12 protein-coding genes are annotated in these 16,516 nt (G+C 32.3%); 10 read left to right on the top strand and 2 right to left on the bottom strand.

The features are described 5' to 3' along the window. The first annotated feature begins 93 nt into the window (after positions 1-93). From RBH94_RS08370 to RBH94_RS08385, 4 genes are all read left to right on the top strand, one after another. The gene (locus tag RBH94_RS08370) at positions 94-594 is read left to right on the top strand and encodes a hypothetical protein (protein ID WP_307880493.1); all 501 of its coding nucleotides are present in this window, start codon (positions 94-96) and stop codon (positions 592-594) included. Positions 595-599: 5 nt separating this feature from the next. Beyond that, on the top strand, positions 600-1,640 hold the full coding sequence (locus RBH94_RS08375; RefSeq protein WP_307880494.1) for an AAA family ATPase: 1,041 nt from the start codon (positions 600-602) through the stop codon (positions 1,638-1,640). 2 nt (positions 1,641-1,642) lie between these two features. Further along, the gene (locus RBH94_RS08380) at positions 1,643-1,840 is read left to right on the top strand and encodes a hypothetical protein (protein ID WP_307880495.1); all 198 of its coding nucleotides are present in this window, start codon (positions 1,643-1,645) and stop codon (positions 1,838-1,840) included. Positions 1,841-1,907: 67 nt separating this feature from the next. Next, positions 1,908-2,780, top strand: coding sequence for a DUF6371 domain-containing protein (locus tag RBH94_RS08385; protein WP_307880496.1), 873 nt, complete (start codon positions 1,908-1,910; stop codon positions 2,778-2,780). A 283-nt stretch (positions 2,781-3,063) separates the two neighbouring features. On the opposite strand, the gene RBH94_RS08390 is transcribed toward RBH94_RS08385, so the two are convergent. After that, positions 3,064-4,662 carry a reverse transcriptase domain-containing protein gene (locus RBH94_RS08390; RefSeq protein ID WP_307880497.1) on the bottom strand — a complete coding sequence of 533 codons (1,599 nt, stop codon included), beginning with the start codon at positions 4,660-4,662 and terminating at the stop codon, positions 3,064-3,066. 141 nt (positions 4,663-4,803) lie between these two features. Between RBH94_RS08390 and RBH94_RS08395 the strand changes: the two genes are divergently transcribed. The 6 genes from RBH94_RS08395 (at position 4,804) to RBH94_RS08420 (ending at position 15,669) form a co-directional block, all read left to right on the top strand. Beyond that, positions 4,804-4,959: a hypothetical protein gene (locus RBH94_RS08395; protein ID WP_307880498.1), complete on the top strand. Its 156-nt coding sequence runs from the start codon at positions 4,804-4,806 to the stop codon at positions 4,957-4,959. Between the two features lie 219 nt (positions 4,960-5,178). Next, positions 5,179-5,475 carry a helix-turn-helix domain-containing protein gene (locus RBH94_RS08400; protein WP_307880499.1) on the top strand — a complete coding sequence of 99 codons (297 nt, stop codon included), beginning with the start codon at positions 5,179-5,181 and terminating at the stop codon, positions 5,473-5,475. Between the two features lie 5 nt (positions 5,476-5,480). Further along, positions 5,481-9,446 (top strand): N-6 DNA methylase, encoded by a 3,966-nt coding sequence (locus RBH94_RS08405; RefSeq protein ID WP_307880500.1) that lies wholly within the window; start codon positions 5,481-5,483, stop codon positions 9,444-9,446. A gap of 24 nt (positions 9,447-9,470) precedes the next feature. Next, positions 9,471-9,806, top strand: coding sequence for a hypothetical protein (locus RBH94_RS08410; protein ID WP_307880501.1), 336 nt, complete (start codon positions 9,471-9,473; stop codon positions 9,804-9,806). Further along, on the top strand, positions 9,806-10,633 hold the full coding sequence (locus RBH94_RS08415) for a hypothetical protein (RefSeq protein ID WP_307880502.1): 828 nt from the start codon (positions 9,806-9,808) through the stop codon (positions 10,631-10,633). Before RBH94_RS08410 ends, RBH94_RS08415 begins: the two co-directional genes overlap by 1 nt. Positions 10,634-10,848: 215 nt before the next feature. Continuing rightward, the gene (locus RBH94_RS08420; protein ID WP_307880503.1) at positions 10,849-15,669 is read left to right on the top strand and encodes a RecQ family ATP-dependent DNA helicase; all 4,821 of its coding nucleotides are present in this window, start codon (positions 10,849-10,851) and stop codon (positions 15,667-15,669) included. A 60-nt stretch (positions 15,670-15,729) separates the two neighbouring features. Here RBH94_RS08420 and RBH94_RS08425 read toward each other — a convergent pair whose 3' ends face one another. Further along, positions 15,730-16,362: a ribonuclease H family protein gene (locus RBH94_RS08425; RefSeq protein WP_307880504.1), complete on the bottom strand. Its 633-nt coding sequence runs from the start codon at positions 16,360-16,362 to the stop codon at positions 15,730-15,732. Positions 16,363-16,516: the final 154 nt, after the last annotated feature.

Consider the following 16,516-nt stretch of genomic DNA (forward strand, 5'->3'; position numbering starts at 1 on the left):
CCGGAAATCCGGAAAACTTCAATCAATCAAATTAGGAAACAACATTAGGTTCAGGAAGTCTAATGTTTGTAATCTGTTTTTAATTTAATTTTTATGGAAGCAAAAATTAACTTAAGAATAGATGACGAGATAAAATTCCGGCTTGAAGAGTTAGCTATTGAAAACGGCCAAACCTTATCTGAGTATTCACGTGATTTACTTACCGATCATGTGAATGAATTTTATAGTGACGAGGAATATCCTGAAGAGGTTGTTCATCTAGGAACTGTTACAATTGATATTTCTGAGAAATTTGAAAAAACATTTGACTTTACATATTTGGTGGCATGGCTTTTTAGCAAATATATGTGTCCAACTGAAATTGATGACAGGGCAACTGTTAGAACACTAAAATACTATGTAGAAAAAGTAATTGATCGTAGTTCTTTTTCGCTCGAGCTTAAATTGGAATTTGTTAAAGTTCTTAATGAGATTAATAGGTTTTTAGTTGAACCATATTGTGAAGATAAAAAGTTTCAATTTGCTTCATTAGACGGCAGTGTTTCCTTTGATTATAATAGATTATTAGATGAAATAAAATCTATTAATAAATAATTGTGATGATGGGAACTAGTCGTTTATTAACTAAAGTTTCTGATGAAATCAGAGCAAAGGAAGTACAACTGCAACAATCAAAGGCTCAACAAGGTTGCCTTATTATTAAGTCAGCCAACACTTGGATAAACGAAGCTAAAAACCGTCCTATTCCTAATATGCTATTTAGTGAATTTTGGTATGAAACCGAGTTATGTATCTTATTTGCGGACACGAATATCGGTAAATCTATATTGGCAGTACAAATTGCAGATAGTATTAGTCGAGGAGTTGCTATACGAGGTTTCAAACTTGAAGTGCAGCCTAAAAAGGTTTTGTATTTAGACTTTGAATTGTCCGATAAGCAATTTGAAAATCGATGTTCTCAGAACTATACGAATCATTATCAATTTAATAGCAATCTTTTAAGGGCAGAATTGAATACTGAGTTCAATCTGCCTAAAGATTGTAAAAATGTTGAAGAGTTTTTAACTAAAACTTTAGAAAAAACTATTGTAGATAATGGGATTAGTGTTGTTGTCGTAGATAATCTAACCTTTTTAAAAACTGATAATGAAAGGGCTAAAGATGCTTTGGAGCTTATGAAGTTTCTAAAGTATTTAACCAAAAACAATGGTGTTTCAATTTTAGTTTTAGCTCACACCCCTAAGCGTAATTCATCGAATCCAATTACCAAAAATGATTTAGCAGGAAGTAAAATGTTAATGAATTTTTGCGACAGTTCGTTTGCTATTGGAGCAAGTTCATTAGAGCCGTCCTTGAGGTATTTAATTCAGATTAAACAGCGTAATACTGAGCATTTATATCATTCTGGAAATATCGTTGTGTGCCGATTGGCAAAAGAGTCTAACTTTTTAAGTTTTCAATTTGAAGAGTTTGGTGCGGAACAGGATCACCTTAAAGAAACTTCTTTTAGCGACATTTCAGAACGCGATGATCGTATGAAAGCTTTGATAAGCGAAGGCCTTTCTAATGTTAAAATAGCTGAAGAACTTGGTTTGTCTGAAGGAGCAATCAGAAAACGTAGAAAAGCTTTAGGTCTGTAATAATGAATGCTAACGATGTATATAACATAGCTCAAGCTCTTCCCAAAGAGGAACTTGTTAAGCTTTGTGATATGCTTGGTGTTAGCATAAAACCCAAAAAGCCATTAAAACCCAAAAAGAGACCCTTACCAGACTTTACGGTAGAAGATGGAATTAGATATTTATTGGCAAATCATTTTAATAAAATTAGAACCCCTTAAACTTAACCTCGTACCAATCGTACTTCTATAGAGGTGCGAATGGTACGAATGGTACGAATTAAAAACTATGAAGTATAAATATTCCTTAGATAGGTCGAGTAGGAAATTTGCTTGTCCTGCTTGTAATAGAAAGACTTTTGTTAGATATACTTTAACAGAAACAGGCGAGTATTTAGATTCAAATCTCGGGCGCTGTGATCGTGAAAGTAAATGTGCGTATCACAATTCTCCAAAAGGTAATACAACTTTGGGTAATACGTCTGACATAAAAATTAAGTCTGTATTACAAAACTTTCACTCTGATTGTGTAATAGGTCAATATGGAAGACATCACAATAAAAATAGTTTTATATCATACTTATTGCAGCATTTTGCAGCTATTGATGTAAGACAAGCTATATTTAAATACTTTATAGGTACTTCAGATCATTGGAATGGTGCAACTATTTTTTGGCAAGTAAATGATCAAATGAAAGTTTGTGCGGGTAAAGTGATGCTATACGATAAAACTACTGGTAAAAGGATTAAAAAACCATACCCGCATATTAACTGGATGCACAAAGTATTACGTTTAGATGACTTTGTATTGCAGCAATGCTTGTTTGGAATACATAATTTGTGTGACTATACTACAGAAAGGACTATTTGTATTGTTGAAAGTGAAAAAACAGCCGTTATAATGAGTATTATGCAACCTGCGTATTTGTGGTTGGCAACAGGATCTAAGTCAAATCTAAAGGAAGCGCTATTAAAACCATTAAAGAATCATAATGTTATAGTATTTCCCGATAAAACAGAGTACGAAACATGGAATACAAAGGTTCAGTATTTAAATAGTATAGGTTTTAATGTGTCTTGTAGTGCTCTTTTAGAACGTCAGAATATTGAAGAAGGGAGTGATTTAGTTGACTATTTGAAGCTAACGAAGCTAGTAGTGTAACACATTATGGAGCGGTGTAATACGCTTAATATTGGTGCAAAAATACCATTTTCGTTGCATTTGTAACTTGAAACAGGGCGTAATACGGATTTCGTGTTACGCTTTTTGTTTTTGTAATACAGCTAAATTTTTAATTTTCGATAATACAAATGGGTATAAGGTTCTCATATAAAAGCTGAGAGGTACATTACAAACTTTGTAAAAACAGGACTTGTACATAGGGATGCTCACGGCAAATATGAAAAAACATCTTAAAAGCAAAAGAGGTGCTCCCTCGGTTGTTTTATCTTTTACTACGTTGCTTTAGTTTAGCATCAGGATGCTTTAAAGCACGATGAAAATTACCTTCAATTTTTCTGCTTTGTTTTTTAATGGTGTCTTCGCCACCGTTTAAATTTTTCATGGCTTCATTCGCTTTCATTAGGTAGCTAAAGTAGTTACCCCAATCATAGCGTTTTAAAGGATCTTTTTTGTATTTACCAGGGTTAGTAGGATCAGGCACACGTTTCAATCGACGTTTACCACCTAATATGGTAAAGCGTTTAATGAGTCTTTCTTTAAAAAGTCCTTTTGAACTATGGTGAGCATTTGAAGCATAAAATTTACCACGTTTGATACTGCGTATCATTCCTCGATAAAATTTTGAAAACCCTACGGTCTTTACATATACATTATTTCCAGTGTATTCAAACCCTAGGTATTCTAATTGCTTGTTAGGATTAACGGTATCATCAGGATCAACAATTCCACCAGAAAAAACACCATATTCAGAACTATATCTATAAGTTTGGGTTTTCTTTTCTTGGATGTCTAGCTTACAAAGTTGGGTGATGCCTTCAACCATAATTTGTTTTAATGCAGCTTCATCTTTTTGTTCACAAATTAAAATAAGATCATCACTATAACGCTGATAGAAAGCGCCAATTTTAGTAATGGTTTCGTACATTAATTTATCAAAATCCAACATGTAAACATTAGCTAATGTTGCACTCATGGGACTACCTTGTGGTATGCCTTTCATGGTGCAAGAGCCTCTACAAATTTGATGCTGATGGCTACATTTTTTTACAGAGCGGATTAAATCTAAATGCTTATTGAAAAACTCTTTTTTAGTACAGTAGGCAATAACATTTTCTCGTTTGTAATTACGTTTCTTTCGTACTTGTTTTCGTTTCTTAACTTTTACATCAGGGTTGTTTAACTCGCCACGTTCTACCCATAAGCGTTTAAAAAAACGATTGTGCAATTCGTGTTCGTTGACGTAACGTTTATTGATTAAAGACTTATAGACATTATAATGATCATCGGTCATAATCAATTCACCTTTAACATCTTTCTTACCTATAACTTCCTTCCATTTTTGGTGAAGTATTTTATGGTCTAAGTTGTCAAAAAATGAGGTGACATCTGCAACAATCACGGTCATTGCTTTTGTTCGATTTACATCAATAAATTCAAAAGCTTCTTTAGCAAATTCAATATTACACTTATTGCCTTTTTTTCCGTGTCCTTTAGGAATTTTTCGGTAAGCTACAGCACTATATCTATACGGTTTATGTTTAAGATAGCGTTCGTAGGCTTTGGTAATTAAATGACTGTAATAACTATAAACTAAAGAGTCTAAATGCGAAGCAAAAAATATAGGTCTGTCTTTAGGTTCTAGTTTCTCTCTAACACGTTTACCATAAGCGTTCTTATTATCCTTAGAAGTAGCACGATATTTACGTTGCTTTATCTGTCTATGGATAAACGGAGTAAATCGGTGTTTGGCAATATTATTTTTGTTTTTTATATAGGCAATTAACTTTCCCTTTTCACTAGGTTGAAGAGGTAAGCCAATATGAGGATATTTCTTTAATTTAAACCAGTCTGTTTGTGTCATAATAAAAAAAAGGAAGAGTCAGTCGCGGCTATGCTTGACTACTGTCGTGAGAACACATCGGCTTGCTACTTATGATGTACATAGGTAGCGCCGCTCATTCTTAGAATTAAAGTGGTATCTTTGATAAATAATATAATAACAATGTATAATAATAAGTATAAAGACAACTTCAGTTTATTCCTAACGGCTATATGTGCTGTTCTTTCTTTAGTAGAAAGTGTCCCACATATTTGGTTATATGGAATTCCTGTACTAACCGCGGAGCGTCCGCAGTGGAACACGCTAAAAGCGTCATAAATAAACGTGCATCTCAGCTAACTAAACTCTTCCGCAGCAAAAATATATATTTATACTGTTATTAGTAAACCACTTTTTTCTACAAATTCTTTTTCAATGTCCTTAATATGTTGTGTTTCTTTGTGTTAGGGGGTTGATAATTGTTGATATCTTTTTCTTACTCTTTTTTTTCTTTTTCTTACATTAGACAAATATTGACAAGTCAAAAATTTCCCAAAAATGACGTTTGGTGAACACGTAAGAAATTTAAGAGAGCAAAAGCAATTATTGTTGCGTGAAGTCGCATCGCAAATGAATATTGATACAGCTTTACTAAGTAAAATTGAACGCAGCATACGCATAGCAAGAAAAGAGCAAGTGCAAGCTTTAGCGGTAACACTTAATGAAGATGAAACAGAATTATTAAAAATCTGGATGGCAGATAAAATAACTGAAATGCTAAAGGATGAAAAGAATAGTACGGAAATACTCAAAATTGCTGAAGAAAAAATTAAGAACTTTAAAGATTTAGAATAAACATAATGATAACAAAGGATAACTTCAAGAAAGTACTTGAGACTTTAGGGTTTGAAAAATCTACCAATATATTTACTAAGAAATTTCCAGATTTAGGTTGTACTTTAAAAGTAGACTTCAAAAATGAAAAACTCGTTTATCCTTTAGATAAAGGATTTACCATTGCAGGAGATTTTACAACGTCTTTTACACAGAAAGAAAACTTCGTTGTTTTTGAATGTGTACATCGCCTCTTTGAACAAGGTTATAAGCCAGAACATATTGAATTAGAACCTAAATGGACAGTAGGTCACGGTGCTAGTGGTGGTAGGGCAGATATTATGGTAAAGGATAATTCGGGAAAATCCTTAATGATTATTGAATGTAAAACCGCTGGTGCAGAATTTAAAAAAGAATGGGATAAAACTAAAATCAACGGCGGACAGATTCTATCATATGCAAAACAGGCTGGTAGCACCCAGTTTGTAGCATTATATTCTTCAGACTTTGTAGATGGTAAAGTTAAAGCAGATTATTATCTAATAACATTAAAAGATAACGAAAAACTTCTTGAAGAATTAGCAGACAAAGAACCACTTTCATTTGCAGCAGCAAAATTACTGGACAAGGAAGATATTTATGAAGCGTGGACCCAAACCTACGATCAACACTATGAAACCAGAGGTGTCTTTGAGGATAACGAACCTTATTTAATCGGTAAATCTAAATATAGTTTAGATGATCTCGATAGTATTTCAGGTAAGGATATTCAAGGTAAATACCATCAATTTGCAACTATTTTAAGACAGCATAACGTTTCAGGTCGCGAAAATGCGTTCGATAAATTAGTAAACTTATTCCTTTGTAAAATAGTTGATGAAACTAATAATCCTAATGAACTCAAATTCTATTGGAAAGGTATTGCTTACGATAGCTATTTTGATTTGCAAGACAGACTTCAAAAACTCTATCAAGAAGGTATGAAACGCTTCCTTGGTGAAGAGGTAACTTACATAGATAATGACGCTATTGAAAATGCGTTCCGTTTTTTTAAAAACGATCCAGATGCAACTCGTGAAACCATTAAAAAATACTTTAGACAATTAAAGTTCTTTACTAATAACGATTTTGCTTTTGTAGATGTACATAACGAAAAACTGTTTTATCAAAATGCTACCGTATTACTTAAAATGGTACAAATGTTACAAGATATAAGACTGAAGCAAACAGAGGATAAGGATGAAGATGATCATCAGTTTTTAGGTGATATGTTCGAAGGTTTTTTAGACCAAGGTGTTAAACAAAGTGAAGGACAATTTTTTACACCAATGCCGATTGTAAAATTCATTCTTAAATCACTACCATTAAAACAAATAGTAGCACAAAGTGAAGAAATTCCTAAAGTAATAGATTATGCGTGTGGTGCAGGTCATTTTTTAAATGAATATGCCAAACAAATAAAACCTATAGTAAAGGAAAATAAAGTAGCAGAAATAGAACAGTATTATGCAGCTATTACTGGTATAGAAAAAGAATACCGCTTATCGAAGGTGGCAAAAGTATCGTCGTTTATGTATGGACAAGATGATATCGAAATCATTTATGCCGATGCGCTTTCAGAAATCCCTAAAGTTAAAGACAAAACTTATAGTGTATTAGTAGCTAATCCACCTTATAGTGTAAAAGGGTATTTAGAAACCCTACCAGCAAAAGATAGAAAGCGTTATGAGCTTATCAATACAGTTGATGAAAAAAGCTACCCAAACAATAATAGTATCGAAACCTTTTTTATAGAACGTGCTAAACAGGTGCTTAAACCTGGTGGTGTAGCTGCTATTATTGTGCCTTCATCAATTTTAAGTAAAGGAAATTCAAAAAGCACATCTACTAATAAAAATATCTATGTAGCGACTAGAGAAATACTATTAAAGTACTTTGATATTGTAGCCATAGCAGAGTTTGGAAAAGGAACATTTGGCAAAACAGGGACTAATACGGTAACCTTATTTATACGTCGCAAAGAAGAAGATCCAGCACCAGCTAAACACTACGAAATTAGAGTAAATGATTGGTTCAGTAACAAGCGTAAAAAAGATAAAGTGTTCGAAGATGAAAAATACATCAAACAATACTGTAGCCATCTAGAAATTGACTATAAAGAGTATCTAACCTTATTAAAAACCGAACCAAGCAAAAAGCTTTTAGAACACGAAATATTTATACGGTATAAAAAAGAATTTGATAAATGGAGTACCATAAAAAATTACAAGAAAAGTCAAGCCTACAAACAATTATCTGCAGAAGATAAAAAAACAGAGCTAGATAAAAGATTTACGAACTTCTTAGTGCGTAACGAAAAAGATAAGCTATACTATTTTGTATTAGCAAGTCAAAACTCACAAGAAGTACTCATTGTAAAAAGCCCTTCAAGCACTAGTGAAATGAAAGAATTTTTAGGCTACGAGTGGAGCAGTGCAAAAGGAAACGAAGGAATTAAATACTTAGGTAATGCTACAGTAGAAGATCTACCAGAAGATGATGAAGATGAAGGTGTAGAAGTATTAGAAAGTGAAGACAAACGTGTGTTAACCAACTTGTTAAACTTTCAACAGATTAATACACCTCTATACGATCCTTTAATCCTTAATAATGAAGAAAAGATAAATTATTGGATAAGCCAAAACTTCGAAGGCAATCCTATCACTGTTCCTCAAGAGCTAAAACCATTCTTAAGTCAAGCGAGACTTGTAGAAATGATAAATTTCACGAGTATCGATTTTAAAAAGGAAATTACACTTTCACCGAATATTTCAATTGACATAAGTTCAAAATGGCCAGTAAATTCAATAAATCAAATTGCTACAGTTAAAGGTGGAAAGCGTATTCCTAAAGGTAAAAGTTTTGCATCAAGCCCTACAAAATATCCATATATCAGAGTTACAGATTTTGAGAAACAATCAGTCAATTCTACAAGGCTTGAGTATATAGATAAAGGAGTTTATGAACAAATAAAAAATTATACTATTTCAAAAGATGATGTTTATATCTCTATTGCAGGTACAATAGGTTTAGTTGGAAAAGTCCCAAACTCTCTAGATAAAGCTAATTTAACTGAAAATGCAGCAAAGATAATTGTTAATAAACAATACTTATTGCAAAATTATTTAATTGAGGCACTGCAATTGCCTTCGTCAATTTTGCAGATAGAAGCATATACAAAATCATTGGGGGTGCCTAAACTAGCATTAAATAGAATAGAAAGTATTAAAATCCCTTTACCACCTAAAGACATTCAACAAAAAATAGTAGATGAGTGTTTAAAAATTGATAAAGAAGCGGAGATAGCAGAAAAATCTATTAGTGAAGAATTAAAGGCAATAGAAAAATCTATTAACGATTTTACAAATAAAGGATATGACACCCAAAAACTCGATGCGGTTGTAGAGGTTAATCCATCCAAGAGAGAAATAGCTGACTTAGATATAAATACAATGGTTTCATTTGTTGAAATGGCATCTCTTAGTGAAGAAGGCTACATAGCAAAAAAAGAAGATAGATTATTAAAAGATGTAAAGAAAGGAAGTTATCGATACTTTGCTGAAGAAGACATCATTATTGCTAAAATAACACCTTGTATGGAGAATGGTAAGTGCGCTATAGCAACCAATTTAACCAATTCAATTGGTTTTGGGAGTTCTGAGTATCACGTTTTTAGAGTAAATGAAAAAGAGTTAAATAATAAATATTTGTTTGCTTTCTTAAATAGAGAAAGTATCCGTAATGATGCAGAAAAAAATATGACAGGGTCTAGTGGTCATAGAAGAGTTCCTGATTCTTATTATAAAAATTTAATGATACCTACACCATCATTAACAATTCAAAACAAACTCGTTGTTCAAGTAGAAAAACACGAAGCTAAAATCCAAAAAGCAAAAAAAGTATTAGAAACTATTGCAGCACGTAAGGAAGAAGTAATTAAAAAGTATTTGTAGAATTTAAAAACATAATTAAATAGTATGGCAACAATAGATAGCATACATATATTAAAAGAATATTTAACAGGCGTATTAGACAGAGCTAATCATCACGCACATAATGTTAACGAAATTGCTTTAGCAATTGCAGGAGGTATTATCTGGAGAACAACAAACAATATAAAAGTTTTATCTAGAGAAGGTGAAATGAAAAATGTTCTTTGGCTTTTAGTCGATGATAAAAGGTTATGCTTTGTTTATAATCACGATACTTTCCAAATAGATATTGGAGAAAAATCTATTCAAGGAAAAACTATAGTCTCTTTTGATAACAAAACACCTTTAAAGGATGTAAAGGATTTTTTTGAAAATTTATAATGACTAACACCATAACATATCAACGTAAACTAATAGGTAAAGAGGTGGAACTAGGTTTTTTGTATGTACCTGCTGAAGCACGCCCAGAATTACCTAATGAAAACGCAGAGTTAAATGTACTATTACCCAAAGCCCAAAGCACCAATAAACACAGCTATAATTCAGACTATAACCGTGTTTTTGGCTTAACCAGTTTCTACAGAGATAATAATCTTTCAGCAGGTAGTATTATAGAAGTTGAGGTATCTCATGAACAAATAAAAATCAAGCTAAACAATATTGAAGCGGTATTAGAAAACGACGAAGAAGAGGACGATGAAAACTTTATCGATATGTCGGGCTTATCCTCTCAAATGAAAGGCAATATAGGCGAAGACTGGGCAAAAGAAATCATTCTACTCTACAGTCAAGGTTTACTCAACGTTTACAAACCTGTGATAGACGATAGAGGAATAGATCTAATCGTATTAAAAGAAAAACTCTATACACCAATCTATCTACAGGTAAAAACACGCTTTAATGTACACAAACGTAACCGTTTAATCTTAACCATTAACGGTAACACCTTCAAACCGCATCATTCATACTACATTGTAGCATTTATCTTCGATCAAAGCAAAATGAAAATGAGTGATAAAATACTATTGATACCATCCCAAGAGGTAGAAAATTTGGGCGTAAAAATAGCAGATGGTAATTGGCGTATAACGGTATCAATGGCAGGCGGTAAAACCACAGGTAAATACAAAGACTACTTTGTAAGCAAAGAAGAATTTGTAAACACCCTATTAGATCGTATAGAAACTATTAGTTCTATTGTTAGGTAATTATTTAAAAAGACTTTACCAGATACAATTATGTCAAGTGTGTCCTTTTAGAGCTTTCGCCTTTATTTAAGGAACAAGTAAAGCTTTAAGTCTATTTCATAAGTAAAAGTTAGAATTTTAATTTTGTGGTTATGTATATTTTCTTTAAAAAATTATTAAATTTCCTAACATTAATTAACTTTTTTGAGACTTAGCCACATCAGAAGCATATAAAAATGCACAACATCCTATTTTTAGATATTGAAATCAATCCTACTACGAAAAGCGTTGATTATGGAGCAACCTTTAAAGGACAGGAGTTACATGAAAGAAATAGTGCTAGACTAGAGCAGTGGATAAGTGAAGCGGATTACATATGCGGACACAATATAATTAAACATGATATTCAGGAGTTAAAGAAAAGGTTAGGGGAGAATATTTTCGTTGGGAAAAAGTTTATAGATACGCTATTGTGGTCTCCAATACTTTTTGTAAAAAGGCCAAACCATAAACTAACAAAGGGGTACCGTATAGTAAATGCATCAGAGGTAAATAATCCGCTTTCAGATTGTAAATTAACCCAAGATTATTTAATTAAGGAGCTAAATAGATTTAATGAGCTAAGAATTGAGGAACAAAGTGTATATTATTATCTTCTTCACAATAATCCTAATTTTAATACCTTTTTTCAAATAGCCAGATTTAACGTTTCCAAAATGGTTAAAGTGGACATTTGTCAATTAATTGGTGAGGCAATTTGTTCAGGAGTAGATTTGAATTTGTATTCTGAGCAAAGTCCTGTTGGTTTAGCTTACGTTTTTACATTACTAAAATTAGGAGATGAAGATTCGGTATTACCTTCGTGGGTTCGACATGAATATCCAGAAGCGGAGAAAATACTCAATGAAATACGTTTCGAAACTTGTAATGATGTAAATTGTAAATACTGTTCTAATAAGTTGAATCCTAAAAAAGCACTTTTCGAATACTTTAATTATAGCGATTTTAGAAAATTTGAAGAACATCGAATAATTAGTTTGCAGGAAGAAGCTGTAAAGGCAGGATTGCAAAGGAAATCTTTTGTTGCTGTTTTTCCTACAGGAGGAGGGAAATCATTAACATTTCAATTACCGGCATTAATGAGAGGGGCTTCAACAAGACATTTAACCGTTGTGATTTCACCTTTAATTTCTCTTATGAAAGACCAGGTTGATAATTTAAGAGATCGTTTTGGGATAACAAAAGCGGTGGCTATAAATGGGCTTCTGTCACCTCTTGAACGTCAGGAGGCATTTGAAATGGTATCCGATGGAAGAGCAGACTTATTATATTTATCACCCGAATCATTAAGGTCACCTTCTATTTTTAGATTGATATTAACCCGTTCAGTAGGTAGAATAGTCATTGATGAAGCTCATTGTTTTTCAAGTTGGGGGCAGGATTTTAGGGTTGATTATTTATTTATTGCGGATTTTATCAAAAAAATAGAAAGCGAGAAGAATATATCGAAGATACCTGTATCTTGTTTTACGGCTACGGCAAAGCTACAAGTCATTAAGGATATAAAATTTTATTTCGAAGACCGTTTAGGGTTAGAATTGGATGAATATATTACCAATAAAGGAAGAACTAACCTATCTTATGAAGTGATTAATGTTGAAGAATCCGAGCATAAAATGAACTATTTATTACGTGTGCTGGAAGATTGTGAAAAGCCTGCAATTGTTTATGCCTCCCGAACTAAGCAGGTAGAAAATGTTTGCAATTTGATAAATGAAGCTGGATTTAGTTCTACTTTTTTTCATGGAAAATTGGACAAGGATTCTAAAAAAATTAACATGGATGCCTTTATGAATGAGGACAATGACATCATTGTAGCTACTTCAGCTTTTGGGATGGGGGTTGACAAGGATAATGTTAAAACTGTTGTTCATTATAATATTTCAGATTCACTTGAAAATTATGTTCAAGAAGCAGGTAGGGCTGGGAGGAATGAAAAAATTAATGCCAAGTGCTATATTTTATACAGCGAGGAAGATTTAAACAAACATTTTAGTTTACTACAGCAAACTAAATTGAATCATAAGGAGATAAAGGATATTTGGAGAGCGATTAAGGGGCAGGCTAAGTTTAGGGGTAAAATTAGTCAGTCGGCTTTAGAGATTGCAAAAAAGTCTGGTTGGGATGCAGAAATGCTGGACTTAGAAACAAAAGTTAAAACAGCTATTTCAGCTTTAGAAGACCAAGGTTTTTTAGTAAGGTCTTTAAATTCGCCTAGGGTTTTTGCCGATAGTTTATTGGTTAAAAGTTTTGGTAGTGGACAGGAGATCCTTAGGAACAGTAAAAAAATAACAGAAGAAGACAAGAAAGATTGTGCTATTGTTTTAAAACGTATAATCACAGATGGAGAAACGAGGGTAGATTATCTTGCAGATATTACGGAATTAAGTGCGAGAAGAGTTCAGGATGTTATTCGGATGCTTAGGGATCATAAAATTTTGGGAGATGCTAAAGATTTAACCGCTTTTTTGAGTTTGCTTCAGTCAAAAAATGGCTCAAGAAAGATATTGGAAGCTTTTTTGAAGGTTGAAAAAAGTATACTGGAGGTAGTAAAATTAAATAAGGCTAAAATTCCCTTAAGGGAATTGAATCAGAGGTTGTTTGATTCTGGGATTGTCGAATCAAGTGTGTCTAATATAAGAAGCCTTTTATCCTATTGGGATAAAAGGCGGTTTGTTAAAAAGCGAAGAATAGATAAAGAAAAGGATATATATGAAATAGAATTTCTTAAACGGAAGGAACTCATTGAAGATATTAAATGGCGACATGAATTAGCTTTGTCAACATTCCAGTTTCTTGAAAATCTTGCCATTCATAAAAAGGAGTATAAAGGAAGAAAAGAAGAGGTGCCTGTTTCCTTTTCATTGCTAGAATTGAAAGCATCTAACCAGTTTATGGGGAGTATAGTAGAAGAAAATACTAAAAAATATGAAATCTGTTTGTTGTATTTAAATGATATTAAGGCTATAACTTTGGAAGGTGGGTTTATGGTATCATACAATAAATTAAATATCTCTGAAGTAGACCAAAGTAGAAGGGTTTTTACAGTTGAAAATTATAGTAAAATAAAAGAGTTTTATCTTCATAGAACTGAACAAATTCACATAGTAGGAGAGTATGCAAAAAAATGTGTTCAAAACTATGAATCTGCTTTGGCGTATGTTAATGATTATTTTACTCTAGATTATGAGGATTTTTTAGCACAATATTTTCCTCGAAAGAAAAGAGAAATACAAAGGTCTATTACCCCAAAGCGTTTTATGGAGATTATTGGAGATTTGGATACTGATCAAACCAAGGTTATTGAGGATAATAAATCTGATAATATTTTGGTTTATGCCGGACCTGGTAGTGGAAAAACTAAGGTATTGGTTCATAAAATAGCAAGTCTACTGTTAATTGAAGATATTAAGCCAGAGCAATTTATAATGCTTACTTTTTCAAAAGCTGCAGCTTTAGAGTTTAAACAACGGGTTCGGAACTTAATCCCCGAATATTCAGGCTTAATTAAAATAACTACTTTCCATGGTTTTTGTTTTCAGTTACTAGGTCAATTGGGAGATCTTAATAAATCCCAAAATGTAATTCAAGATTGTATTAAAGCAATAAAATCAGGAGAAATTGATATTACTTCATTGGAGAACAAAAGTATACTGATGTTTGATGAATTTCAAGATATCAATCAAGAAGAATGGGATTTAATAGAGTTGATCATTGAGAAAGCAGAGAAACCTAGGGTAATTGCTGTTGGTGATGATGATCAGAATATTTATAGTTTTAGAGGATCTTCAAATGCTTTTATGAGTAAATTTAGAAGTGATTATTCCGCTACATTGTATACCCTTCCAAAGAATTATAGAAGTTATCCGGCGATAGTAGAATTTAACAATCACGTTCTTAGTTATTTGAAAAATAGACTGAAAACTCAAAGGTTGATTCCTAATAGAAGTAGAGGAGAAGGAAGTATTGATGTAATAAAATATAAAGGGAAATATATAGAAAAACCATTAGTTCAGTATTTGAATAAGGTTCGGTTGACGGGAAGCAAGGCTGTATTAACTAGAACTAATATTCAGGCATTGCATATTAGTAGTATGTTAAAAGAATTTGGGTATAAAGCACGCCTGGTGGCCGGCTTTGAAGGGTTTCGTGTGTGTGATTTATTTGAAATTAGAGAGTTTGATGAAAAACTAAGATTAGAAACAGGTGAGTCAGGAATTATACTTGAAGCCAATTGGGAATCGGCTTTTTTTTGGTTCAAACAAAAATATAAAGATTCAATTCACTTTGAGACCTGTATAGAGTTAATTAGGAAATTCGACTACACTTTTCCAGATAAGAAACTTTTGATGGATTGGAGAGAGTTTAGTAGAGAGATTAATATGGAAGATGCTGTAAAAGCCGATTCTGATATTGTTATCGTTTCAACTATGCATAAGGCTAAAGGGAAGGAGTATGATCATGTATTTATGTTGTTAGATGAGTATGATTATGGTTCGGATGAATCAAGAAGGCTACTATATGTTGCTAGTACAAGAGCAAAAAAAACTCTACACATTCATACAAATATTTCGTTCTATGATCAAATAGCCTCGAAAAATGTCACTAAAACGACTTATCAGGGTAAATTAGAAGAGCCCTTAAAGTATGAAATGATTTTATCTCATAGAGACGTAAGTTTAAGCTCCCAAAAATACCCAAGGTCCATAGAGATATTGAAAAGAATTAAAACAGGAGATTCTTTAGAAAATGATGTTATGGTTTTTGGTGATAACAAGGCACCAGGTTTGAGAAAAAACTCACAGGGTAACTTACTATTGTTTTCTAGGAAATTTGTTACAGAGCAATATAATTTAATGCTTTATAAGGGGTACGAGATAAAGAAATCTTCGGTAGAATATATTGTATATTGGTTCAATAAGGATGATAATAAGGAGTATAAGATTGTTTTGCCGAAATTAACATTTGAGAAAAATAACTTTTCTGTTAATCGATAATATTAATATTTTCCAATTTTAAGTCCTAAAATTTTTGGAGGATTGGACTATATAGATTCTTTACTTTCTTCCGTAATCAGCTGGGATTTCACCCCAAGCTTTCGTTTCCCATTTTAAAATATTGTTTTCTATTTCATTATTATTCAACCATGTTTCAGCTCTCTTTATTAAATCAAAAACTTCTTTGTTGTCTTTGGTCTTGTCTGCGTAAGTGCCACATTCTTTATGTTTTACCCAACCAATTGCAGTAGTGCTGTCACTATAAATAGGTCGTTTATCACCTTTTTTTTTCATTAATGCTACTGCATGAACAAGAGCAAGGAATTCGCCTATGTTGTTAGTGGCTCCTTTGTGAGGTCCTTGTTTGAAGATTAATTTTTTAGTTTTGGTGTCAACCCCTTGATATTCCATTAGTCCATTTTGCATATTGCAGGCTGCATCAACAGAGATACTATTCAAATTAGGTTTTCCAATTTTTTTTAATTCATCATCAGATAATTCTGTTTCAAATATGGTTTTACCCTTATAATCTTCATAACTTTCTGAATATGCTTTTTCAGCTAATTCTTTTGTTTTAAATGATTTGTATTTGGATCCCTTGTAGCCGTGAATACTTTCTGTACATTCTGACCAACTTTCTAAAACTCCCTTTTTTCTTCCTTCCCAGACAACATAATATTTTTGTTTAGCCATAAGTTTTATTCAATCTTAAAAAATTAATGGTTTGTTTGAGTTATTGTGTTTCAAACATAAACAAAATCTTACAATTGAGTGTGGTTTTGTAAGAATTAAATTTTCTTAAAACATAAAGCTAATAATAAACAGTAGTTTTTATAGCCCAGAAATA

It is taken from the genome of Aestuariibaculum sp. YM273 (assembly GCF_030908365.1).
GTDB classification, from domain to species: domain Bacteria; phylum Bacteroidota; class Bacteroidia; order Flavobacteriales; family Flavobacteriaceae; genus Aestuariibaculum; species Aestuariibaculum marinum.